We start from the raw sequence: 21,276 nt of genomic DNA, 5'->3' as shown, positions 1-21,276 counted from the left end.
GGACCGCGACGCGGTTGTGCGGCACATGAATGAGATCTCGCACTCCGCGATCCTGCGCTACACCGCCTTCTCCGCCGACCCGGACGGCGGCAATCCGGCCGGCGTGGTGCTCGACGCGTCCGGTATGGACGAGTCGGAGATGCTCGCCGTGGCGGCGGAGCTCGGTTACAGCGAGTCGGCCTTCCTGACCGGGCGGGCCGAGGCGGAGGCGCCGGGCGCGCGCGGTTACGCGATCCGCTACTTCAGCCCGAAGGCCGAGGTCCCCTTCTGCGGGCACGCCACCGTCGCGGCGGCCCTGGCCCTCGCCGAGCGGGACGGCCCCGGGGACCTGGAGTTCGCCACCGTCGCCGGCCGGGTGCCGGTCACCGTCGCCCGCGAGGGCGCCGAGCTGCGGGCCACCCTGACCAGCGTGGAACCCCACATCACGGACGTCTCCCCGGAGGACCTGGCGGAGGCGCTGGCCGGACTGGACTGGCCGGCCGCCGATCTCGACCCGGCCCTGCCGCCCCGTATCGCCTACGCGGGCGCCAGGCACCTGGTGCTGGCCGCCGCGACCCGGGAGCGGCTGGCCGACCTCGACTACGACTTCGCACGCGTCGAATCGCTCATGCACCGGCTGGAGCTGACCACCCTGCAGCTGGTGTGGCGCGCGTCGGACACCGTCTTCCACGTCCGCGACCCGTTCCCGGTCGGCGGTGTGGTCGAGGACCCGGCGACGGGTGCGGCCGCCGCCGCCCTCGGCGCGTACCTGCGCGCCCTGTCCCTGGTCCCGGACACCGCCGCGCTGACCCTCCACCAGGGTGAGGACATGGGCCGGCCCGGCACGCTCACCGTCACCCTGCGGGCAGGCGACACGCGGGTGCGGGTCAGCGGGACGGGCACCAGGATTCCGGCACCGGCCGGGGCCTGAGGCTCCAGCGACGCGACTCGACGCCTCAGCGGCTGAGGAACTCCCGGTACCAGGGGGCGTGTTCGGCGAACGACGTACGGAAGTCCGGGCCGGGAGGACAGTCGAAGTCCTCCCAGACCCGCTCGTCGGCGAACCAGTGGTCGACGGTGAGCATCTCGAAGTGGTGCTTGGCGTACGGGACACCGGCCAGCCGGGCGCGGGCCTCGTCCAGTCCGATCTCCGTGCTCGCCCACGGCAGGGAGAGTCCGGTGAGGACCGTCGACAGCACCTCCGAGCAGCTCACCGGCTCCGGATGGTTCACGTGGTAGACGCCGGCCGGCTGCTTCGGGGAGAGTGCGGCCCCGAGCAGCGCACGGCCCAGCGTCGCCACGTCGATCATCGAATGGCGGGCGTCGCAGCCGACCGGCCCGGCCGACAGGTACCGCAACAGGGCCACCAGTCCGGGGATCGCCCACCGGTCCCCCGCCCCGTGCACGAGGTGCGGGCGCAGGACGGCCCCGCCGGCCGCGAGCACGTGCTGTTCGGCGGCGGCCCGGGTCAGGCTGACGGCCGAGGCGGGAGCCGGTTCGGCCATTCCGGGGAGCAGCGCCGTGAAGGGGCCCCGGCCGTAGACGGACGCGGTGCTCAGCTGGACGATCCGGCCGACGTCGCTGCGTACGGCCTCGTCGACCAGGGCCCGGGTGCCGAGGTCGTTGACGGTCCGGGCCGCCTGTTCACCCGAGCCGACATGCGAGGCGCAGTGGATCACCGCGTCGACGCCCTCGCAACTGCCGCGCAGCGTCGCGGGATCGGTCAGATCCCCGTACACCGTCTCGAAGCCCGGACCGTCGGCCGTCATGGCCGGGTCGTCGAGCTCGGTGCGGTGCGTCATCAGCCGCAGGCTGACGCCGGGGGTGGAGCGGGCGGCGGCGGCCACCCGGCTGCCGACGAATCCGGTGGCCCCGGTGATGAGGATGCGCGTGGTCATGAGCGGCGGCTCCGGACGTCGCTGAGGCCGGTCTGACGGAGATCCGGCGTACGGAGAGTGCAGGTGAAGGCGGGTTCGTCGTCCTGGACGGCCCGTATGCGGACCCCGGCGGGCGAGGTGCCGACGGCGGGGACGGGCCGGGCGTCGATCCAGCAGGGGCGGTCGAGTTCCACGTACTGGAGGAAGTCGGCCTCTATCGATGTCGGGAGGAAGACACGGCCCGGCGAGGCGGCCTGCGCCGCCTGCCGGGCGGCCTCCAGCAGCAGGATGCCCGGCACATGGTCGTTTGAATGGCTGAACAGCGTCGGGTGCCCGGTGTCGAGCCGCAGTGCCCAGGTGCTGGGGGCGGCCGCGGGCGCCAGGACGACGTCGTGCTCGGAGGTCCTGCCCACGGTCCGGGGTGCGACGGCGGGCAGGAGGGGTATCCGTGCGTCGAGCATGTCGCTGCGGTGGCCTCGCACCCGTTGGTACGCCCTGGCCGAGGTGCAGCTGATCCGCCCGCCGCCGGAGGCCAGCACGGTGCCCCGGCGGTGCAGGAGGAGTTCCAGTTCCATGGAACCGAGGCTCCGGCCGCGGCGCTGTATCCGGGAGCAGGACACGTCCACCGTGATGTCCCAGGGGTCCTCGCCCAGAACGAGGCGCCCGGCGTCGGAGACGTACCGCAGCTCCCACATCACGAACGCGTCCCCGAGGGGCACCCCGAACTCGGAGTGCGCGATCAGCATGGTGGTCTGCCGCATGGTCTCCGCGACGAGCAGCGGGTCCTGGTGGCCCCCGACGGGGGAGAAGAAGCGGTGCGCCCTCGGCCAGTGGGCCGACACCGAGAACTGGGAGTCGGTCAGCCGGGTCAGCCCGGTGGGGAACACGTCCTGCGGATCGGGGCGGTGGACCAGCTGTCTCAGGTGTTCGGAAGAGCTCCTTCTTCGCACCGATTGCTCCATTCCGGCGGCGGTGGCGGAGTCCGGGACTCCGCCCAGGGCCTCGGAGCGACCGGTGTTCCTTCCGGCCCCGGCGCTCCCGACCGAAACCGAAACGCCGCTTGAGGTGATCTGAACCATGAAGTTCCCCCAGGAGGATCCGAGTCACAGAGCCGAGCCGCCCCGCAGTAAGATACTGACAGCCCGGTTTTACTTTCCAGCCAACCCCATGTGACACCACCCCCGCCACCACTAGAGAGAAGCTGATGGCACAACAGGCGCGCGCGATCCAGACCCGCCGGTCGATCCTGGTGGCGGCCGCCGAGGTGTTCGACGAACGCGGCTACAGCAGCGCGACGATCAGCGAGATCCTCACGCGGGCGGGGGCGACCAAGGGCGCGTTGTACTTCCACTTCACCTCGAAGGAGGACCTCGCGCTCGGGGTGATGGACATACAGCTGCACAGCGCACCGCTGCCGCCGCAGCTGACCAAGCTCCAGGAACTGGTGGACCAGGGGATGATCCTCGCCCACCGTCTGCGCCATGAACCGCTGGTCCGGGCCAGTGTGGGCCTGGCCATGGACCAGGCCGTGGAAGGGCTCGACCGGGGCACCCCGTTCCGTGCCTGGATAGACCGGCTCGAACAACTGCTGCGGGCCGCGAAGAGCCAGGGCGAGCTGCTGCCGCACGTCGATCCGGGCGAGACCGCGGAGATGCTGGCCGGATCCTTCTCGGGCATCCAGGTGATGTCGCAGGTCCTGTCCCAGCGCGAGGATCTCGGCCGGCGCATCTCGGTCCTGCTGCACTATGTACTGCCGAGTATCTCGACGCCGGCCATTCTGGCCAGTTTGGATATGGCTGAAGATCGCGGTGAACGTCTGCTCAGCCACCTCGAAACCGTACCGACCCAGGCCGGCGCCTCCAACTGACCACCGGACCGCGCGGCTTGGAAGCCCCAAAGCAGACCCAGCGGTCCGGAACGAGGGGTACGACTCCGAGGCGCGGCCGCACCCCGCGCGTGCGCGCGACACATGCCGACCGACGCCTCCGTGTGGCCCCGTCCCGTCGTGGGCGCGCGGCCCGTACCGTCGCATCCGCCCGGCCCGTAATGTCGGTGACACCGAGTCAGTCACGTGACAGGAGCCGCCGATGTCAGTCCGCCGCGTCGTCCCCAACATCCCCGTCACCGAGAGCACGGCCCCCGATGGCGAGGCCGGCGCCATGCGGGCGAATGCCGCGTTCTACGGGCTGCTGGGCTTCGAGGAGGTCATGAACCAGGGCTGGATCATGACCCTCGCCTCCCCCTCGCAGCCCGCCGCCCAGATCAGCTTCATGAGCGCCGACCTGACCGCACCGCTCACGCCGGACGTCAGCGTGGAGGTGACGGACGTGGACGCGGCACACGCGGCGCTGGTACGCGCGGGCGCGGAGATCGTCTACGGCCCGCACGACGAGGACTGGGGCGTGCGCCGCTTCTTCGTACGCGATCCAGGCGGCCGTGTCGTCAACGTCCTGAGCCATCGCTGACGGCGTCACGGGCCCCGGCGGGAGTGACCGGAGACGGTCTCGTCCTCCCCGCCGTCCCCTGCCATAGTGGACAGCGCAGCTATGGGGACATCGGGGGATGAGATGCTGCGTATCGAGTTCGGAACGGAAGACCTCACCCGGCTGCGGCTGGCCGAATCCGTCCATCCGCTGTGGGAGACGGCGCTGAGTCTGCAGCTGTTGCAGAACCGCCACGGCGCGCTGGTCTTCGACCCGTGGCGCCGCAAGGCGCGTGCGGACCTGGACAACAAGGGGCTGACCGGGACGGCGGCCGCGCTGATGCGGATCTGCCCGCACGCGGAGTACTTCCCGGACTTCCTCACGCCGCGCACCGAAGACAACCGCGACAACGGCCTGGAGGCCGGGCTCGACACGGTGCTGTCGACGCCGCGCGCACAACTGGGACGGGAGCTCGGGCGGCTCTACCCGGACCGCTGCATGCCCGCGTCCGTGCGCCGGCTCGCGGAGGGGGACCTGGGGCCTGTCTTCAACCTGCCGTCGTCGCCCGAAGGGCGGCCGGGCGGCGTCAGGTGCGTGCTCTCGGCGTGCCGGCCCCCAGCCCCTGTACTGGACGTACCGGGGTCTGGGGCCGGTGCGGCGAGAGTGCGTGCATGGCGCCGCACGGCAGACGGCAGTTCGACGACAGGCCCCAGGTGCCTTGCACTGGCTGGGCGAGGCGTTGCGACGGTTCCACAGTGTCGCGGTGGCGCCCTACCAGGACGCGATCCGTGCCGAGGTCGCGGCCGATCTGCCGCACCGCTCGCAGGCGGCGCTCGCCTCGGGCGCCGAGGGGCTGCTGGCCAGCTACCAGTCGGAGCTGATCCGGCGGGACGGGGCGCTGGAGTGCGCGTATCCGATCGACTGGGAACTCCCCCTCGAAGGGCGCCCGTTGCACCTGATCCCGTCGTTCTTCTGCACCCGCTGGCCGGTGACGCTCGCGGACCCCGGGCTGCCGCCGGTCCTGGTACTGCCGCTGGCACCCGCGCCGGGCTGGTTCGACCGGTCCCGCCCGCTGTCCGGCACCCTCGACTCCCTGGGCCGGCTGCTCGGCCACACCCGGGCGCAGGTGCTCGACGTCCTGGACCGGCCCATGTCCACCGGCGGGATCGCGGCCCAGCTGTTCCTCGCCCCGGCGAGCGCGAGCCGGCACACGGCGGTGCTGCGTGAGGCGGGCCTGATCAGTTCGCACCGCCGGCGCCACCAGGTGCTGCACCGGCGGACCTCGCTGGGCGAGGCGCTGCTGAACGGAGAGCCGGGCACGGCGGCGTGACCCGGGCCGTGAACCACACGGAACCACCGCGTCCGGCAGGGCGAACTGCGAGAATCCGGCCATGACAGCAACCGCAACGGATCACGTGCTCAAGCGGTTCGTCGCCGACGTACGGCAGTTGGTGCCGACGACAGCCGTCTGGGCGCACGGCTCACTGGCACTCGGCGACTTCCAGGAGGGGCGGAGCGACCTCGACCTCATCGCCGTCGTCGAGAGCCCGCCGGACGCGGCGCAGCGGGAGCGGCTGGCCGGGCTCCACCAGCGGCTCCTGGACGAGGAACCGGCGGCGGCGAAGCTGCACTGCTCGTACATGCCGGCGGAAGCACTGGCGGGCGCCGATACGGACCATGTCACCTGGGCGCACGCGACGATCCAGGAACGCCCGGTCACCCCGGTCACCCGCCGGGAACTACTCGACGGCGGACTCACCCTCCACGGCCCGCCTCCCGGGCAGCTGCTCCCGCCGCTCGCCCCGGGGCAGCTGGAGGACTACATCCGGCGCGACCTCAGGGAGTACTGGCTCCCGGCCACCGACAGGGCCCGGCTCTGGCTCCAGGACATCTGGGTGGACCTCGGCCCGCTGGTGCTGGCCCGCGCCTCGGTCACGCTGCGCGACGGCAGGCTGATCACGAAGGGCGAGGCCCTGACGGAACTGCTGGCCCTCGGCGCACCCGCAGACCTGGTCCGGGACATCCGCGAGCGCCGGTACGCGGACCCCTTGCCGCTCACCGACGCGGAGCGCGTCCGACGGGGCGAGCGGGCACGTGCCTTCCTCCGGGACGGCATCCTGAACACGCTCGGGACGGATGCGGGGACGGATACGGGTACGGCCTCGGGGATCTGAGTCCCGGTCCCGCGGGGCCGTGGTGCGTGCGGCCGGGCGTGCGTGCGTGCGGCCGGCGTGCGTGCGCCCGTGGTGCGTGCGGCCGGCGTGCGTGGCCGGCCCCGGGTCAGGACGCGCTGCGCTTCTCGGCGGCGGTCTTCCCGGCCGTCGTCGTCTTCGCCCGGGACGTCTTCGCCGCGGACTTCTTCGCCGCCGACTTGCCGGCCGCCGTCTTCCTCGCCGGAGTCTTCCTGGCCGGGGCCTTCTTGGCCGGGGCCTTCTTGCTCGGCCGCATGGTGTGCACGGTGGCGTCCCTGCCGTCCGCGCCCCGGCTCTCCTTCGCGGCCTCGACGGAGGCGTTCAGGGCCGCCATCAGGTCCATGATCTTTCCGGACTCCTGCTCCGCGTCCTCGGCCGGCTCGGGAGCCTCCTTGCCCTCGGACTTCGCCTCGATCAGCTGCTCCAGGGCTTCGCGGTAGTGATCCCGGAAGCCGGAGATGTCGTCGGCCGCCATGGTCTCGGTGAGCTGGACGGCCTGCTCGATCTCGTTCTCGTCCAGCTCCACGTCCTTCGGCGCGAGGGACTCCGGGCTGCGGACCTCGTCGGGCCAGTGCATGACGTGCAGCACGATCGCCTCCTCGCGGACCTGGAGCATGCCGAGGCGCTCCCGCCCGTGCCAGGCGAATTTGGCGACGGCGACCTTCTCGGAACGCTCCAGCGCCTGCCGGAGCAGGGTGTAGGGCTTCGCCGCCACCTGGCCGCCGATCGCCAGGTAGTAGGAGTCGGCGATCCGGACCGGGTCGATGCTGTCCGCGTCGACGAACGTGACGATCTCGATCGCCTTCGCGGTCGGCAGCGGCATCTGATCGAGTTCCTCGTCCGAGATCGGGACGGTCTCGTCCTTCGCGACCTCGTAACCCCTGCCGATCTCGTCCTGCGACAGCTCCTCGCCGTCGAGGTCGCACACCTTGCGGGTGCGCACCCGGCCCATGTCCGAGAGATGGAACTGGTGGAAGTGGATCGCGTGGTCCTCGGTCGCGCTGATCATCTTGACCGGGATCGTGACCAGGCCGAAACTGATCGCTCCGCTCCACAGGGGTCGCGGCATCCGTACCTCCAGGCGCGTGGCGGGTGCGGGCCGGATCGACCGGTACGCGCGGTGAACGGCCGAACGGCGCCGGCCGGGCCCGCCGCCGCCCGCACCTCGATCCTGCCGCCGACCCGGCGTGATCGCATGCCGAGCGGGCGCGGTGATCCGGCGTGGCGGTTCAGGGGGGTGGCTGGCGTCCGGGCGCGTTCACCGGGTCAGGGCTCGGCCGCAGGGGGGTGGTCGCAGACGACCGTGCGGCCGGTGGCGGCCCGCCGGGAGGTGCCCGGGTAGCCGCCCGCCCGCAGGACCCTGTCGATCCCGGTGTTGACGCTCTCCGCGCAGCGGGCGGCGGAACGCAGGCCGAGCAGGGCCTTTCGCAGCGCGTTGTTGTCGTGCGCTGCCAGGGCTTGCGTGCAGCCCCGGTTGCCGGTGTCCGCCCAGACGACCATCCGGTGCCAGTCGGCTCGCAGGAGCGGATCGGCCGGTATCCGGAACCAGACCGTCTCGAACCAGGCGGCCCTCCCCCAGCTGGTGCAGACCGGCAGAACCGTCCGGTTCAACGCGGGCCAGGGTTCCCCGGTGGCCTCCGCCGCCCGGATGACGACGCTCAGCTGCCGGTCGTACGACACCGCGAGGTTGATGAGTTCGTCCCCGCTGAGCCGGTACCAGGCCCGGATCTGCCGCACCCGGACGGCGTCCGACAGGTGTGGTTCCGGGAGGCCCCAGTACTGCACCAGCCTGCGCTGGGTGGTGAGCTCGTTGGTCGTGAATCCGAGCCGGTACCTCCCCACCGCACCCTGCGTCGCGGTGCCGGCGAGCGCCACCGCGCACAGCAGCGCCACCGCGGTCCGGGCACGGCGTCCCCACGCCGGGGCGGGGCCGGGGGCGGGAGCCGCCGGCCGCCGTCGACGGCGCGGCAGCGGGAGCGTGGCGGCCGACGTGGTGACGAGCGCGATGAGGAGGGCGGCGAGCGCGGACAGGACCAGGGCGTTGTTCAGCACGAAGTCGAACGGGAACAGCGGCCTGCGCCAGGCCGGCCGCCAGGCGCAGCTGTCCGAGAGGACGTCGAGGGGGGCGATGCAGCCGTCCACCGACACGAGGAGGGTCATGGCGGCGAGACCCAGCAGGGCCGTCGTCTGGGCGGCGATCAGTGCGCCCAGCAGCCGGTAGCGGCGGTCCGCGGTGCTCGCCACCGCCGCGGCCACGGCTGCGGGCAGGCAGAGCGCCGACAGCAGGAGGGCCAGGTAGCGGTAGGCGTAGAGCCCGCCCCGCCCGGCCGGCACCGGCTGCTCGGTGTGCAGGTAGGCCTGGACGCCGGCCACGGCAAGGCAGGCCAGCGCACCGCCCAGCAGTCCGGGCCGCAGGACCTTGCGCAGCGAGGCCGCGGGCGCTTCCGGGCCATCCGTCCGGCCGGGCACCCAGCGGGACGCGCCGGCCGCCGGACGGCTCGCCCAGGCGAACAGCGGAACCACCCACAGCACGGTGACCGCGAGGGCGCCCATCGGTGTCTCGGCGATGCTGTCCAGCTGCGGCTGGACCACGGCGAGGCCGGGGATCGTGCTCAGGTCCCCGGCCGGCGCCCCGGAGGGCAGCCATGCCAGGATCGCCCGCGCCTCCATCCCGGCGCTCGGTGCGGGCCGGTTCAGGTTCGCGGCACCGGCGAACATCCACCACGTGAGCCACGACATCATGGCGAGGGAGGCGGCCGCCACGCAGGACGCGAGCGCGGGACGCAGGGTGCGGCCCCTCGCCGCGCCGGTCCACAGACGCGCGCACTGGGTCACCCACCAGCCGAAGGCCGCCCCCGCCGCCACCGGGACGAGCAGGACCGGCGGGCGCTGCGGCAGCCAGGCCCAGCCCGCGCCGAAGCCGCTCAGGACCAGGCCCGCCGACATCCCGGCGCCCAGGCACCCCCCGACCCAGGCCCCGGAGGGCACTCGGGTACCGGTCAGCACGGCGTAGACCACCGCCCGCCACAGGGCGACCACGACCACCCCCGTCACCAGCGCGCCGGGCACGATCACCAGGACCGTCATCAGGTTGTTGGTGAAGTTGACGCGGTACTGGGCGATCTGCTGGAGCACCTGCGGCACGGCCAGGGCGGGCACCGTACCGATGAGGAGGATCGGCAGGGCCGCGGTGCGGAACAGCGGTGCGGGATCGGCCAGCGCGCCCCGGCGCAGGCCCCATTGCGGATGCGTACGCCACAGTTCGGTGAACGAGTCGAGGGCGCGGCGCACCGGGCCCCCGGGCGTCGGAGCGGTGACGGACCAGCCGTGCGGGTCCGCGCCCCAGCGCACCGCGGTCAGGTCGGCGTAGATCTCCCGGCTCCGCAGCGCGTCGGAGCGGGCGAGGTACAGCTGCGCGACCATGACCAGGACCGAAACCGCCGGCCGGCCCATCCTCGGCACGCCGCCGCCCGCCACCACGCTGTAGACCACGTAGCCGAGGCAGAGCAGGTACGGCAGCAGCACCAGCCCGAGGAAGACCCGCCACAGGGCGACCGTGAGGTAGGTCAGGGTGACGTCACGGTTGGCGATGTGGGCGAGCTCGTGCAGCAGCACCGCCCGGAACCGTTCGGGATCGCTGCGCCGGACGACGAGCAGGCCGCCGTGCAGGCAGACGACCGGCCGGCGAGTACGTCCGAAGACCACCGCGCCGACCGAGGTGGCGGCGGGATCGACCACGAACCGGGGCATCGGCGACACCCCCGCGACGGCGCACAACTCACGTATCAGAGACCCGAGTTCACCGCTCTGATCGACCGCATCCAGCGGGACGACACGGCTCTGCCGGGCCTTCCACCTGGGCAGTACGGCGAAGAGCAGCCCGGCCGCGACCATCAGCACCAGGGGCCAGCCCGCGATCTGCCACCAGGGCGGTGCGGGCGCCCAGAGGGACAGGCAGAAGCGGGCGGCGGTCATCTGGCCGGAGGTGCTGAGCGATGGGTTCCAGTAGCTGCCGTCGCTGAGGTCCACACCTGCGGCGAGGCTGCATCCGTCCTGGTCCCCGTGGGCCAGGACCTGGAACACCGCCAGGATCATGGCGCCGCCCGTGGTCAGCATCAGAAGCAGCAGGGTGACGAAGCGGGGTCCCGTTCCCGCGCCGAGGACCCTCTCGTCGATCCGGGGCCGCGCACCCGGCCCGGGTGCGGCGGCCATTTATGGCCCCTCGCCCTGCCCGGTGCCCGGCCCAGGAGCATCCGGCTCGACCGGCGGACCCGGCTCCGGCTCCGGTGCGGCCGGTGCCGTCAGCTCGTCGGCCAGCACCAGCCGGGCCACGACCGCGTCCGCGATCGCCTCGGCCTGCGCGGCCTCCAGACCGCGCTGTTCGCCCGCCGCCAGGACGAGAGCACGTACCGCCGCCAGTTGTTCCCGCGTCAGCGGCGGGACCCCGGCTGCCGGGGCGGGCCGCCGCCTCGGCACCAGTCGTCGCACCATGGCCGTCATCCCCTCGGAGATACGCGTCGCCGTCGACTCCGCCGTCCGCTGCGCCACGCCGTCGAGCACCAGCCAGACGACGGGCGTCACCAGCGCGGCGACCTCGCCGAACCCGAATCCCAACGGCTCGCGGCGCCCGCCCCTGCGGTTCAGCCGCCGCACCACCGTGGCATCGTCGAAACGGCAGAGCCCGTCCACGAGCGGCAGTTCGTCCGGCGCGAGATCCGCCACGACCGCACGCACCAGATCACGCACCAGCGGGCCGGACCGATCGCCACCGGTCCTGGCAGTTGCGGATTCCACTCGTCCCCCCAGACGTCCCGAGCCTCCCCCGGCCCGCAGCGAACCGGCCTACGACCAAGCACTGTCCCACGCGCCGCGACGGCTCGGCAGAGTTTTCCGCAGGACCGCATATGCGGCCAGGAGCCCAGTCCACGATCCGCTCGATGGTCTCGGCGGTTACCGGCCGCAGCGTCGGAAGAACCTCGTGCCGGAACAGATCGAAGGGAAGCGAGACGAGTCGCGGCTCCAGCAGGGCGGGGTTCACTGCACCTCGCCGGACGGCCCTCTGGGTCCGTGCTGCGCGCTGTTGGCTGAGCCGGGCTCTCGTCGGCCCGGTTCGCGAGCGGGCCCTCGGCTCGATGGGCTCCGCCCCGGGCCGGAGGCCCTTTTCCCAGGCGGAGCCGCAGGTGGCGGCAGACGAGTCGGGCTGTACGCCGGGTTCTGTCGCCCGGTCGCCTCGCGGCGGCCGGGGAGACGGCCATCCATCTAGGACCGGCATTGCTGCCGGTCTCGTGCGGTCTACCCGCGAACTCGGGCGGGCAGCCCTCGGACGTTCGCGCAGGGCCGTCTTGCGACGGCCCCTCTTGACCTTGCTCCGGGTGGGGTTTACCTAGCCGCCTGAGTCACCTCAGGCGCTGGTGGTCTCTTACACCACCGTTTCACCCTTACCGAGGACCGAAGTCCAAGGCGGTCTGTTTTCTGTGGCACTGTCCCGCGGGTCACCCCGGGTGGCCGTTAGCCATCACCCTGCCCTGTGGAGCCCGGACGTTCCTCGGGAGGGTCCGAAGATCCTCACGCGGCCGTCCGCCCGGCTCGTCTGCCGTGGCGCCCATGCTACCTGCCCGGCCGGGGCCGGCCGACAGGGCGAACAGGCGGCTCAGATGAACGAGTCGGTCTCCAGATCGAGCGTGAACGGCGCCGGGAGACGGATCGACTTCCCGAACGGAACCGTGCAGTGCTGGCGGTAGTCGTCCCCCTGCGGGTCGCTGAACAGGGTCACCGAGGACTCTTCGCGATCGACCAGGAGGTAGAGGGGAACGGGGCCCCGGGCATAGCAGTGGCGCTTGCCGGTGCGGTCGGCCGCAGGTTTGGACGAGGTGACCTCGACGACCAGGGCCACCCCCTCGCAGGGCATCCACGGGTCCGCGCCCCGGTACAGACGCAGTTCGGTGGGCGCGAAAGTGCCGTCGGGGATGGCGTGGTTCTTGGGGCACCCGCCACCGCTGCGCAGCTTCAGGCCCTTGTTCCCGGAGAACTGCATCTTGGTTCGGGAACGGGTGATCACCTGCTCAAGAATCAGGCCGATGTAGTCCTCATGATCCCCGTCCGGCGGCGGCGTCACGACAATTTCCCCCTCGATCAGCTCGGCCCGGAAGCCCTCCGGCGTATCCAGCGCCAGGAAGCCCTCAAGCAGGACTTCCGCCTGCGAGAGCGGTTCGTGCGGCATGGCAGACATGTCACGCCCCTTCCTCGGTCGCTCGCCAGAATGGGACATCGGGGAATCCGCCGTCCGTGAGATCGGAAAGTCTCCCCCGATCGTGGCACAGGAGGGCGCGCACGTGTCAGAGGCGGCCCGGGGCGAAGGCCGTGATCCCCGCCGTCCATGCCGCGGCCACCTCGCCTGCGGGGAAGCGGCCGTTCAGTTCCATCGTCACCATGCCGTGGGCGAAGGCCCAGGCCGCGCGGGCGCGGTCGGCGTCGCCCGCCAGGGCCCGGAACAGCGGAGCCGCGGCGCGCTCCTCCAGGTCCTGCGGGAGGGGGCGGCCGGTGGTGAGGCGGTAGAGGTGGGGGTGGGCCAGGGCGTGGGTGCGGTAGGCGTCGGCGAGGGCCGGGAAGGAGCCCGGGGCGGCGGACTCGGCCGCTTCGAGGGCCTCGGCCGTCTCCCGCAGCATCACCCCGGCCAGGGCGTTCACCACCGAGGACTTGTCCGGGAAGTGCTTGTAGAGCGAGGGCGCCGTGATACCCACACGGGCGGCGAGGCGGCGCATGGTGAGCGCCTCCGGGCCCTCCCGCTCCAGGAGCACGCGCGCGGCGGCGAGGATCTCACGGGCGCGGTCGGTGACGGTCGGGGCCGCGAGATCGGTCATGCCGGCTTCCTCTCCTACGGGCTCGGGGTGCGGGGCCGAAGGCGCGATCGTACGAGACGGGGAAGGGCGCGGCAGGTACCAGGGGTGCGTGGCCCGGCGGCTTGACCTTGCCGCAGCGTCAGGGTTTCTACTGGCCCCATGCGCATCGGAGAGATCGCCGCGCTCGTCGGGCTCACCCCCAGGGCCGTGCGGCACTACCACCAGATCGGCCTGCTGGCCGAGCCCGCCTGCCGGGCCAACGGCTACCGCGTCTACACCGTGCGCGACGCCGTGCTCCTGGCCCGGATCCGGCGGCTCAGCGAGCTGGGGCTCGGCCTGGACGAGGTGGCGGAGGTGCTCGCCGGTGACGCCGGGCGGCCGCTCGGGGACGTACTGCGTGAGCTGGACGACGATCTGGCGCGGCAGGAACGGGAGATCCGGGAGCGGCGGCTGCGGCTGACGCGGCTGATGGAGGGGCCCGCGACCGGGGCCGGGCCCGTGTCGCCCGCGCTGGCCGCGCTGCTGGCCGCCGGTCCGGTCACCGACTCACCGGCCGCCGCGAAGGACCGGGAGCATCTGGAGCTGCTGGACTCGGCCGTCGGCGACAGCGGGGTCTTCACCGCGCTGCGCACCCTGGCCGGCGATCCGGCGGTGCTCGCGCTGTACGAGGAACTGGACGCGCTCGACGCGGCCCCCGTGGACGATCCGCGCATCGGGCCGCTGGCCGACCGGATGATCGCGCTCCTGCCGGACGAGGTGCTGGCGGCGATCCCCGGCGACGGGCCGGTGGTGACGGGGTTCGGCGAGGCCCTGCTGGCGGACTACCCGGCCGCGCAGGCCGAGGTGGTGCGCCGGGTGATGGTGGCGCTGGAGGAGCGGATGAAGGGGAGGCCGAAGCGATGAGCGGGGTGCGTGGTGCTCGGCTGGTGGTCGCGGCGGTGCTGCCCGCCGAACTCGCCCTGATGGTGTGCCTGGTCGCCGGGGTGCGGATACCGGGTGCGGTGCTGGCGGGTGCGGAGGGGATCGTTCTGCTGGCCCTCGTGCTGGAGGCCGTCGTGCTGGCGCGGCTCTGGCGGGCGGGGCGCCGGGCGGGTGCGGGACGGCGGGAGGCTGTGCGCGGGGCTCTGCGGACGGTCGTGCCCATGGGGGTGCGGCGGCTGTTCGCGCACGAGCTGCGGGCCCTGCACAGTCTGGGGCTGTGGGTGCTGCGGCGTCGCCACGCCGTACCGGAGTCGGCGCTGGCCGTCCCGTACACCGGGCCGCAGACCGCGATGATGTACGGCCTGGTCTTCGTCTCCGTGGTGGAGACGGTGATGCTGGCGCTGCTGATCCCCTGGCCGGCCGTGCACCGGATCATGCTCGTCGTGGACGTGTACGGGGTGCTGCTGATCCTCGCCATGCATGCCGCCTGCGTGACCCGGCCGCATGTCGTGGACGCCGACGGTTCGCTGCGGATTCGCTACGGGGTCCTCTTCGACCTGCGGATCCCGGCCGCGTCGATCGCGTCGGCGCGGGTGGAACGCCGCTACCCGGAGGGCCGGCTGGTCCAGCTGGGCCCGGACGGGGTGCTCGATCTCGCGGTCGGCTCGCAGACGACGGTGACGGTGGAGCTGACCGCACCGCTCGGCTTCGTACGGCCGCTGGGCGGCCGGGGGCAGGCGGGCACGGTCCGCTTCCACGCCGACGACCCGCGCGCCGCGGTGGCCGCGCTCACGCGGGCGCGAACAGCACCTTCGACGAGCCAGGGTCCGCCTGCGTGAGCCGGACCCGCAGCCGTTCCCCGAGCGGGAGCGAGGTGCTGCCGCCCTCGATGCGGGCGACGATCGCCGGGTCGTCGATGTGGACGGTGCCGGTGGTCGGGTCCTGCTCCTTCACGTCCACCACGTAGGCGTCGAAGACGGCGCCGATCCGGTCCTTGAGCAGGGCGGCCTCCACCAGATCCACGCAGTCGCGCTCCACCGTGTTGGCCCGCCGGGTCCCGTCCGCCATCTCCTTGGGCAGGGCGGGCAGCGCGGCCAGGGCCCATTCGGGCGGCTCGCGGTCCGCGGCCGCTGCCACGCACAGTTCGGCCGCGTACCGGTCGACGAGGCGGCGCAGCGGCGCGGTGCAGTGCGTGTACAGGTCGGCGACGGCGGCGTGCACGGCGGGGGTGGGCAGTTCGCCGTGCTCGAAGACGGTGTACCCGGCGCCGCGCAGCAGCGTGGTGCAGTCCTGGAGGAAGGCGGCGTGGCTGGTGATGCGCGGGTCGAGCGAGCGGACGAGCCGGGCGTACGGGACGTGGTGCGGCCAGTCGATGTGCAGGGCCTCGGCCGAGCGGCGGAGGCGGGCGACGGCGCCGTCCGGGGCGACCGGCAGGGTGCGCAGGATGCCGGTTCCGGTCTCGGTCATCAGGTGGGCCGCGGCCATGCCGGTGAGCAGGGAGATCTGGGCGTTCCAGCCGTCGGCGGGCAGTGGGGCCCGGTATTCGAGGCCGTAGCCGCCGTCGCGCTCGACGATCTCCTGCTCGGGCACGTTGAGGGAGATGCCGCCCCGGGCGACCTCCTGTTCCTCACGGAGGGTGCCGATGTCCCTGAGCAGCGCGAGGGACTCCTCGGCCGTGCCCGCGTCGATCCGCTGCTGCACGCCCGCGTAGTCGAGCTTGGCGCGGCTGCGTACGAGCGCCCGGCGCACCCGGGTGGCGACGGCGCGGCCCTCGGCGTCGAGGTCGATCTCCCACAGCACGGCGGGGCGGGTCCGGCCGGGGAGGAGGCTGGCGGCGCCCTCGGAGAGCGAGGTGGGGTGCAGCGGCACCTTGCCGTCGGGGAAGTAGAGCGTGGTCACCCGCCGGTGGGCCTCGGTGTCGAGGGCGCCGCCGGGGCGGACGAACGCGGCGACGTCGGCGATGGCGTAGTGCACGCGGTAGCCGTGGGGGCGGCGCTCCAGGTGCATCGCCTGGTCGAGGTCGGTGGAGGTGGGCGGGTCGATGGTGAGGAACGGCAGCTGCGTGGCGTCCTCGTGCCCGTCGACCGCCGGGTTCCGTGCGGCCTCGGCCGCTTCGGCGAGCACGTCGGGCGGGAAGCCGTCGGGGAGTGCGAGCTCGGTGCGCAGCCCGCGCAGGGCCGCCCGCAGCGGGGTGCCGGCTGCGCCGGTCATGTGGAGGTGGCGGCGGGGCATGGACCGAGCGTATGGCGGGGCGGGGCGGGCGGCATCCCGGGTGCGGGGAGGGCGGCGGCGGGACTCCCCGTACGCTGGCGCGAGGGGTTTTCACGGACCCGGGCGACGCCGCCGGGAGCCGTGGACCGGTCCGCACCACCGGTCGCGCCCCCTTTTCCGTACGTACGAAGGAGAACCGCCGTGCTCGTGCTGTTGCCGCCCTCCGAAGGAAAGGCCGCCTCGGGGCGGGGAGCGCCGCTGAAGCCGGAGTCGCTGTCGCTGCCGGGCCTGGCCCAGGCGCGGGCCGCCGTGCTGGACACCCTCGTGGAGCTCTCCGTGGCGGACGAGGAGAAGGCCCGCGTGGTGCTGGGGCTGAGCGAGGGCCTGCGCGGCGAGATCGCGAAGAACGTCGAGCTGCGGACCGCGGGCACCCGTCCGGCCGGGGAGATCTACACCGGGGTGCTGTACGACGCGCTGGACCTGGCGTCCCTGGACACCGCCGCCCGCCGCCGGGCCGGGAAGTCGCTGCTGGTGTTCTCCGGGCTGTGGGGCGCGGTGCGGGTGGGCGACCGGATTCCGTCGTACCGCTGCTCGATGGGGGTGAAGCTGCCGGGGCTCGGGGCTCTCGGGGCGTACTGGCGCACGCCGATGGCGGAGGTCATGCCGGAGGCGGCCGGGGACGGGCTGGTGCTGGATCTGCGGTCGTCCGCGTACGCGGCGGCGTGGAAGCCGAAGGGTGAGGTCGCCGAGCGCACGGCGAGCGTGCGGGTGCTGCACTCCCAGCTGGTGGACGGGGTGGAGAAGCGGTCGGTGGTCAGCCACTTCAACAAGGCCACGAAGGGCCGGATGGTCCGCGACCTGCTCCGGTCGGGCGCCGCGCCGAAGGGACCCGCCGAGCTGGTGGGCGTCCTGCGTGACCTCGGGTACGCGGTGGAGGCCGAGGCGCCCGCACGGGCGGGGCGGTCCTGGGAGCTCGATGTCGTGGTGACGGAGATTCACTGACGCCACGGAGATCAGGTGGGCCGAATCCCGCACGCGTTGCAGCATGCGCAACGCGCGTTGCGTGGAGTGCGGTCTTCGCGGCAGGATGAGGGCATGACCTCCTCCGTGCTGGACCTTGCCCCCGTCGTGCCCGTCGTCGTCCTGGAGGACGCCGCCGACGCGGTGCCGCTCGCCCGTGCCCTGGTCGCGGGCGGGCTCCCGGCGATCGAGGTGACCCTGCGGACGGCCGCCGCCCTGGACGCGATCAAGGCCATCGCGGCCGAGGTGCCGGACGCGATGGTCGGCGCCGGCACGGTGATCTCGGCGCGCAACGTCTCCGACACCGTGGCCGCGGGAGCCCGGTTCCTGGTCAGCCCCGGCTGGACGGACACTCTCCTGGACGCGATGAAGGCCTCCGGGGTGCCGTTCCTGCCGGGCGTCTCGACGACGTCCGAGGTGGTCGCGCTGCTGGAGCGCGGGGTCACCGAGATGAAGTTCTTCCCGGCCGAGGCGGCGGGCGGCACGGCCTATCTGAAGGCCCTCTCCGCCCCGCTCCCGCAGGCCCGGTTCTGCCCGACCGGCGGCATCTCGCTCGCCTCGGCGCCGTCCTACCTGGCCCTGCCGAACGTCGGCTGCGTGGGCGGCAGCTGGATGGTGCCCGCCGACGCGGTGGCGTCCGGCGACTGGGCCCGCGTGGAGCGGCTGGCCGCCGAGGCGGCGGCGCTGCGCGGCTGAACACCGCCCGGGACATCTGGCGCGATTTCGCGCGCATGCTCCCCGGCAGCCGGGGCACGAGACCTTCAGGGACACGTGACCCGGACTCCGGGTGACCCGGGTTCCGGCAGGCAATCCCCCGGCCCGCCGGAACCGCCTCGGCCCCATCGGCCTCCCCCCGCCGATGGGGCCGAGTGCCGTCCCGGGGCGGATGAGGTCGGGGTGCGGATGAGGTCCGGGGCGGGGTGCCGCCCGGGTCCGGCCGCTCGCGGCGGTCAGCGCAGGTGGGACGTGTCGTTCAGCAGCCGTACGGAGGCGTTGCCGTCCGCGTAGTACGCCACGGTCGACAGCGAGGCCGCCGACAGCTCCATCCGGAACAGCGACTCCGGCGGTGCGCCGAGCGCCAGCCGGACCAGGGTCTTGATGGGCGTGACATGCGTGACCACGAGCACGGTGCGCCCCGCGTAACGGGTGATCAGGCGGTCGCGGGCGGCGGCGACGCGGCGGGCGACCTCCGCGAAGCTCTCACCGCCACCGGTCGGCGCCGCCTTCGCGGAGGCGAGCCAGGCGTCCAGGTCGGCGCGGTGACGCTCCCTGACCTCACCGAACGTCAGCCCCTCCCAGGCGCCGAAGTCCGTCTCGCGCAGGCCCTCCTCGATCCGGACCTCCAGGCCCAGCCGGGCCGCCACCGCACCGGCCGTCTCGCGGCAGCGGAGCAGCGGGGAGCTGACGATCTCCTGCACCGTGCCCCGGGCGGCGAACGCGTCGGCCGCGTGGGCAGCCTGCTCGCGGCCGGCGGCGGAGAGCTCGGGGTCGGTGCCGCCGCTGCCGGAGAACCGCTTCTGCGGGGTGAGGGCGGTCTCTCCGTGCCGCAGCAGGAGGAAGGTGGCGGGCGCGCCCAGATCGGGAGCGGCGCCCCAGCCGACCTGCGGGGTTCCGCCCGAGGGCTGCGGGGTTGCAGCGGAAGGCTGCGGGGTTGCGCCCGGGGCCTGCGCGGTGTCAGCCGTCTGCGGGGTCGCGGCGGCGGGCCGGTCCAGGGCGGCCGTCGAGGACGACGGCTCCCACTGGCTGCCGCGCCTGCCCGCGTCCATCGCCTCGTTCGCGAGCCGGTCCGCGTGCTTGTTCCGCTCGCGCGGGATCCACTCGTAGGTGACGGCGGACGCCGGAAGGATCCGGGCGGCCTCGGCCGCGAGGGGCTTCATGTCCGGGTGCTTGATCTTCCAGCGCCCCGACATCTGCTCCACGACCAGCTTGGAGTCCATCCGGACGTGCACCTGCGGCCCGCCGTCGGCCCCGGCCTCCGGCGCCAGGGCCTTCGCCGCCCGCAGACCGGCGATGAGGCCCCGGTACTCGGCGACGTTGTTCGTCGCGACGCCGATGTACTCGGCCGCCTCGGCCAGCGTCTCCCCCGTCACCGGGTCGATGACGACCGCACCGTAGCCGGCGGGCCCCGGGTTGCCCCGGGAGCCGCCGTCGGCCTCGATGACGAACCGGCGCGCAGGGGCCACTACAGACCCGAGTCGGCGGTGCGGACCAGGATGCGGTGGCAGTTCTCGCAGCGCAGCACCGTGTCGCGGGAGGCGGCCTTCACGTCGTTCACCTCGGTGATGTTGAGCTCCAGGCGGCAGCCCTCGCAGCGGCGCTGGTAGAGCCGGGCGGCGCCGACCCCGCCCTGCTGGGCGCGGAGCTTGTCGTACAGCTTGAGCAGGTCGGCGGGGACGGAACCGGCGACGACCTCGCGCTCCTTGGTGATCGTCGCGCGCTCCTCGTCGATCTCGTTCGTCGCGGCGTCCCGGCGGGCGGTCGCGTCGTCGACCTTCGCCTGGACGGCGGAGACCCGGTCGGTCAGCTCGGTGACCCGCTCCTGCGCGGACTCCCTGCGCTCCATGACCTCCAGGACGACGTCCTCCAGGTCGCCCTGGCGCTTGGCGAGCGAGACGATCTCCCGCTGCAGGCTCTCCAGGTCCTTGGGCGAGGTGACGCTGCCGGAGTCCATCCGCTGCTGGTCGCGGGCGGCGCGCTGGCGCACCTGGTCCACGTCCTGCTCGGCCTTGATCTGCTCGCGGGCGGTGTCGCTCTCCTCGGTCGTGGAGGCGACGAGGAGGTCGCGGAGTTGGGCGAGGTCGGTCGTGAGCGACTCGATCTCGGCGTGCTCGGGAAGGGTGTCGCGCTTGTGCGCGAGCTGGGAGAGGCGCTGGTCGAGGGCCTGGACGTCGAGGAGTCGGATCTGGTCGGCGGGCGCGGCGTTCAGTTGGGGGCTCCAGAAGAGTGGTGGGTGGTCCAGGGGTCGGTGACCTGCTTCGAGACATGGACCCGCAGGTCCCATCCGTGGCGGTCGGAAATCGCGTCTAGCTGTGCCGCGGCCTGTTCGCACCACGGCCATTCGGTGGCCCAGTGTGCGGCATCGACCAGGCCGAGCGGCGAGTGCTGGACGGCCTCGGAGGCCGGGTGGTGGCGCAGGTCGGCGGTGAGGAAGGCGTCCACACCCGCCGCGCGGACCGCGTCGAAGAGGCTGTCGCCGGACCCGCCGCTCACCGCGACGGTGCGCACGACGGCGTCCGGATCGCCGGCCAGCCGGATGCCCTGCACGGTGGCGGGCAGCCGGGCGGCGGCGCGGGCGGCGAACTCACCGAGGGTCTCGGGGTGGCCGAGCGTGCAGATCCGGCCGAGTCCGCGACGCCCGGCGGGGTCCGTCGGGTCCGGTACGAGGGGCCGCTCGACGTGCAGGTCCAGGGCGCCGGCGAGGGCGTCGGAGACGCCGGGATCCGCGGAGTCGGCGTTGGTGTGGGCCACGTGCAACGCGATGTCGTGCTTGATCAGCGTGTGCACGACCCGGCCCTTGAAGGTGCCGGCCGCGACCGTCGTCGTACCGCGCAGATAGAGCGGGTGGTGGGTGACGATCAGCTGGGCACCGAGCTTCAGCGCCTCGTCGGCGATGTCCTGTACGGGGTCGACCGCGAAGAGCACCCGGTCGACCTCGGCGTCCGGATCACCGCAGACGGTGCCGACCGCGTCCCATCCCTCGGCCCGCTCGGGCGGCCAGAGGGCGTCGAGCTCGGAGATGACTTCAGACAGACGGGGCACGGAGGAAAGGCTACCTGTCCTCCGTGCCCCGCAGTCCATGGCCGCCGCGACCTGT

At 73.2% G+C, this 21,276-nt stretch carries 20 protein-coding genes and 1 other RNA gene; 9 read left to right on the top strand and 12 right to left on the bottom strand.

The genetic code is table 11. The annotated features are described in order from the left end of the window. Positions 1-25: 25 nt before the first annotated feature. Positions 26-910, top strand: a complete 885-nt coding sequence (locus tag EDD93_RS19595; RefSeq protein WP_123526368.1) for a PhzF family phenazine biosynthesis protein — start codon at positions 26-28, stop codon at positions 908-910. Positions 911-935: 25 nt separating this feature from the next. Here the strand turns inward: EDD93_RS19595 and EDD93_RS19590 are convergent, their stop codons facing one another. Together EDD93_RS19590 and EDD93_RS19585 are read right to left on the bottom strand one after the other, a co-directional pair. After that, positions 936-1,877 carry an NAD(P)-dependent oxidoreductase gene (locus tag EDD93_RS19590; RefSeq protein ID WP_123526367.1) on the bottom strand — a complete coding sequence of 314 codons (942 nt, stop codon included), beginning with the start codon at positions 1,875-1,877 and terminating at the stop codon, positions 936-938. Further along, positions 1,874-2,806, bottom strand: a complete 933-nt coding sequence (locus EDD93_RS19585) for a ScbA/BarX family gamma-butyrolactone biosynthesis protein (RefSeq protein WP_260255785.1) — start codon at positions 2,804-2,806, stop codon at positions 1,874-1,876. Before EDD93_RS19585 ends, EDD93_RS19590 begins: the two co-directional genes overlap by 4 nt. A gap of 254 nt (positions 2,807-3,060) precedes the next feature. Here EDD93_RS19585 and EDD93_RS19580 point away from each other — a divergent pair, with 254 nt between their 5' ends. From EDD93_RS19580 to EDD93_RS19565, 4 genes are all read left to right on the top strand, one after another. After that, positions 3,061-3,723, top strand: a complete 663-nt coding sequence (locus tag EDD93_RS19580) for a ScbR family autoregulator-binding transcription factor (RefSeq protein WP_123526366.1) — start codon at positions 3,061-3,063, stop codon at positions 3,721-3,723. A 220-nt stretch (positions 3,724-3,943) separates the two neighbouring features. Beyond that, entirely contained in the window at positions 3,944-4,321 is a 378-nt protein-coding gene (locus tag EDD93_RS19575) for a VOC family protein (protein WP_123526365.1), read from the top strand. Between the two features lie 721 nt (positions 4,322-5,042). Continuing rightward, complete coding sequence (locus EDD93_RS19570; RefSeq protein ID WP_260255784.1) at positions 5,043-5,609, top strand: helix-turn-helix transcriptional regulator; 567 nt, start codon at positions 5,043-5,045, stop codon at positions 5,607-5,609. A gap of 61 nt (positions 5,610-5,670) precedes the next feature. Continuing rightward, positions 5,671-6,453 (top strand): nucleotidyltransferase domain-containing protein, encoded by a 783-nt coding sequence (locus EDD93_RS19565; RefSeq protein ID WP_123526363.1) that lies wholly within the window; start codon positions 5,671-5,673, stop codon positions 6,451-6,453. A 106-nt stretch (positions 6,454-6,559) separates the two neighbouring features. Here the strand turns inward: EDD93_RS19565 and EDD93_RS19560 are convergent, their stop codons facing one another. The 6 genes from EDD93_RS19560 to EDD93_RS19535 form a co-directional block, all read right to left on the bottom strand. Beyond that, positions 6,560-7,540 (bottom strand): Ku protein, encoded by a 981-nt coding sequence (locus tag EDD93_RS19560; protein WP_123526362.1) that lies wholly within the window; start codon positions 7,538-7,540, stop codon positions 6,560-6,562. Positions 7,541-7,737: 197 nt separating this feature from the next. After that, the gene (locus EDD93_RS19555; RefSeq protein WP_123526361.1) at positions 7,738-10,683 is read right to left on the bottom strand and encodes a M48 family metalloprotease; all 2,946 of its coding nucleotides are present in this window, start codon (positions 10,681-10,683) and stop codon (positions 7,738-7,740) included. Then, positions 10,684-11,265: a hypothetical protein gene (locus EDD93_RS39645; RefSeq protein ID WP_185092378.1), complete on the bottom strand. Its 582-nt coding sequence runs from the start codon at positions 11,263-11,265 to the stop codon at positions 10,684-10,686. Between the two features lie 393 nt (positions 11,266-11,658). Beyond that, positions 11,659-12,060: RNase P RNA component class A (rnpB, locus tag EDD93_RS19545), an RNA gene on the bottom strand. A 61-nt stretch (positions 12,061-12,121) separates the two neighbouring features. Then, the gene (locus EDD93_RS19540) at positions 12,122-12,691 is read right to left on the bottom strand and encodes a Uma2 family endonuclease (RefSeq protein WP_123526360.1); all 570 of its coding nucleotides are present in this window, start codon (positions 12,689-12,691) and stop codon (positions 12,122-12,124) included. A gap of 115 nt (positions 12,692-12,806) precedes the next feature. Further along, a complete protein-coding gene (locus tag EDD93_RS19535) occupies positions 12,807-13,331 on the bottom strand; it encodes a TetR/AcrR family transcriptional regulator (protein ID WP_123526359.1) in 525 nt (174 codons plus the stop codon). Between the two features lie 138 nt (positions 13,332-13,469). Here EDD93_RS19535 and EDD93_RS19530 point away from each other — a divergent pair, with 138 nt between their 5' ends. Then, on the top strand, positions 13,470-14,213 hold the full coding sequence (locus tag EDD93_RS19530; RefSeq protein WP_123526358.1) for a MerR family transcriptional regulator: 744 nt from the start codon (positions 13,470-13,472) through the stop codon (positions 14,211-14,213). Then, positions 14,210-15,070 carry a hypothetical protein gene (locus EDD93_RS19525; protein WP_123526357.1) on the top strand — a complete coding sequence of 287 codons (861 nt, stop codon included), beginning with the start codon at positions 14,210-14,212 and terminating at the stop codon, positions 15,068-15,070. Before EDD93_RS19530 ends, EDD93_RS19525 begins: the two co-directional genes overlap by 4 nt. Here EDD93_RS19525 and EDD93_RS19520 read toward each other — a convergent pair. Continuing rightward, positions 15,021-16,442, bottom strand: a complete 1,422-nt coding sequence (locus EDD93_RS19520; protein WP_123527871.1) for an RNB domain-containing ribonuclease — start codon at positions 16,440-16,442, stop codon at positions 15,021-15,023. The two genes, EDD93_RS19525 and EDD93_RS19520, sit on opposite strands and share 50 nt — an antisense overlap. Before the next feature lie 201 nt (positions 16,443-16,643). Here EDD93_RS19520 and yaaA point away from each other — a divergent pair, with 201 nt between their 5' ends. Together yaaA and eda are read left to right on the top strand one after the other, a co-directional pair. Continuing rightward, positions 16,644-17,444 carry a peroxide stress protein YaaA gene (yaaA, locus tag EDD93_RS19515; protein ID WP_123526356.1) on the top strand — a complete coding sequence of 267 codons (801 nt, stop codon included), beginning with the start codon at positions 16,644-16,646 and terminating at the stop codon, positions 17,442-17,444. A gap of 93 nt (positions 17,445-17,537) precedes the next feature. Next, on the top strand, positions 17,538-18,158 hold the full coding sequence (eda, locus tag EDD93_RS19510) for a bifunctional 4-hydroxy-2-oxoglutarate aldolase/2-dehydro-3-deoxy-phosphogluconate aldolase (protein WP_123526355.1): 621 nt from the start codon (positions 17,538-17,540) through the stop codon (positions 18,156-18,158). A gap of 254 nt (positions 18,159-18,412) precedes the next feature. Here the strand turns inward: eda and EDD93_RS19505 are convergent, their stop codons facing one another. Genes EDD93_RS19505 through EDD93_RS19495 form a run of 3 tightly spaced genes read right to left on the bottom strand, consistent with a single transcriptional unit; the run spans position 18,413 to position 21,221 of the window. Further along, a complete protein-coding gene (locus tag EDD93_RS19505) occupies positions 18,413-19,645 on the bottom strand; it encodes a bifunctional RNase H/acid phosphatase (RefSeq protein ID WP_123526354.1) in 1,233 nt (410 codons plus the stop codon). Next, positions 19,645-20,388 (bottom strand): zinc ribbon domain-containing protein, encoded by a 744-nt coding sequence (locus EDD93_RS19500; RefSeq protein ID WP_185092505.1) that lies wholly within the window; start codon positions 20,386-20,388, stop codon positions 19,645-19,647. Before EDD93_RS19500 ends, EDD93_RS19505 begins: the two co-directional genes overlap by 1 nt. Further along, positions 20,385-21,221 (bottom strand): Nif3-like dinuclear metal center hexameric protein, encoded by an 837-nt coding sequence (locus tag EDD93_RS19495; RefSeq protein ID WP_123526352.1) that lies wholly within the window; start codon positions 21,219-21,221, stop codon positions 20,385-20,387. Before EDD93_RS19495 ends, EDD93_RS19500 begins: the two co-directional genes overlap by 4 nt. Between the last annotated feature and the right edge of the window lie 55 nt (positions 21,222-21,276).

Origin of the sequence: Streptomyces sp. 840.1 (assembly GCF_003751445.1) — a bacterium.
Classification (GTDB): Bacteria; Actinomycetota; Actinomycetes; order Streptomycetales; family Streptomycetaceae; genus Streptomyces.
This window is presented reverse-complemented; position numbering and strand designations above follow the sequence as displayed.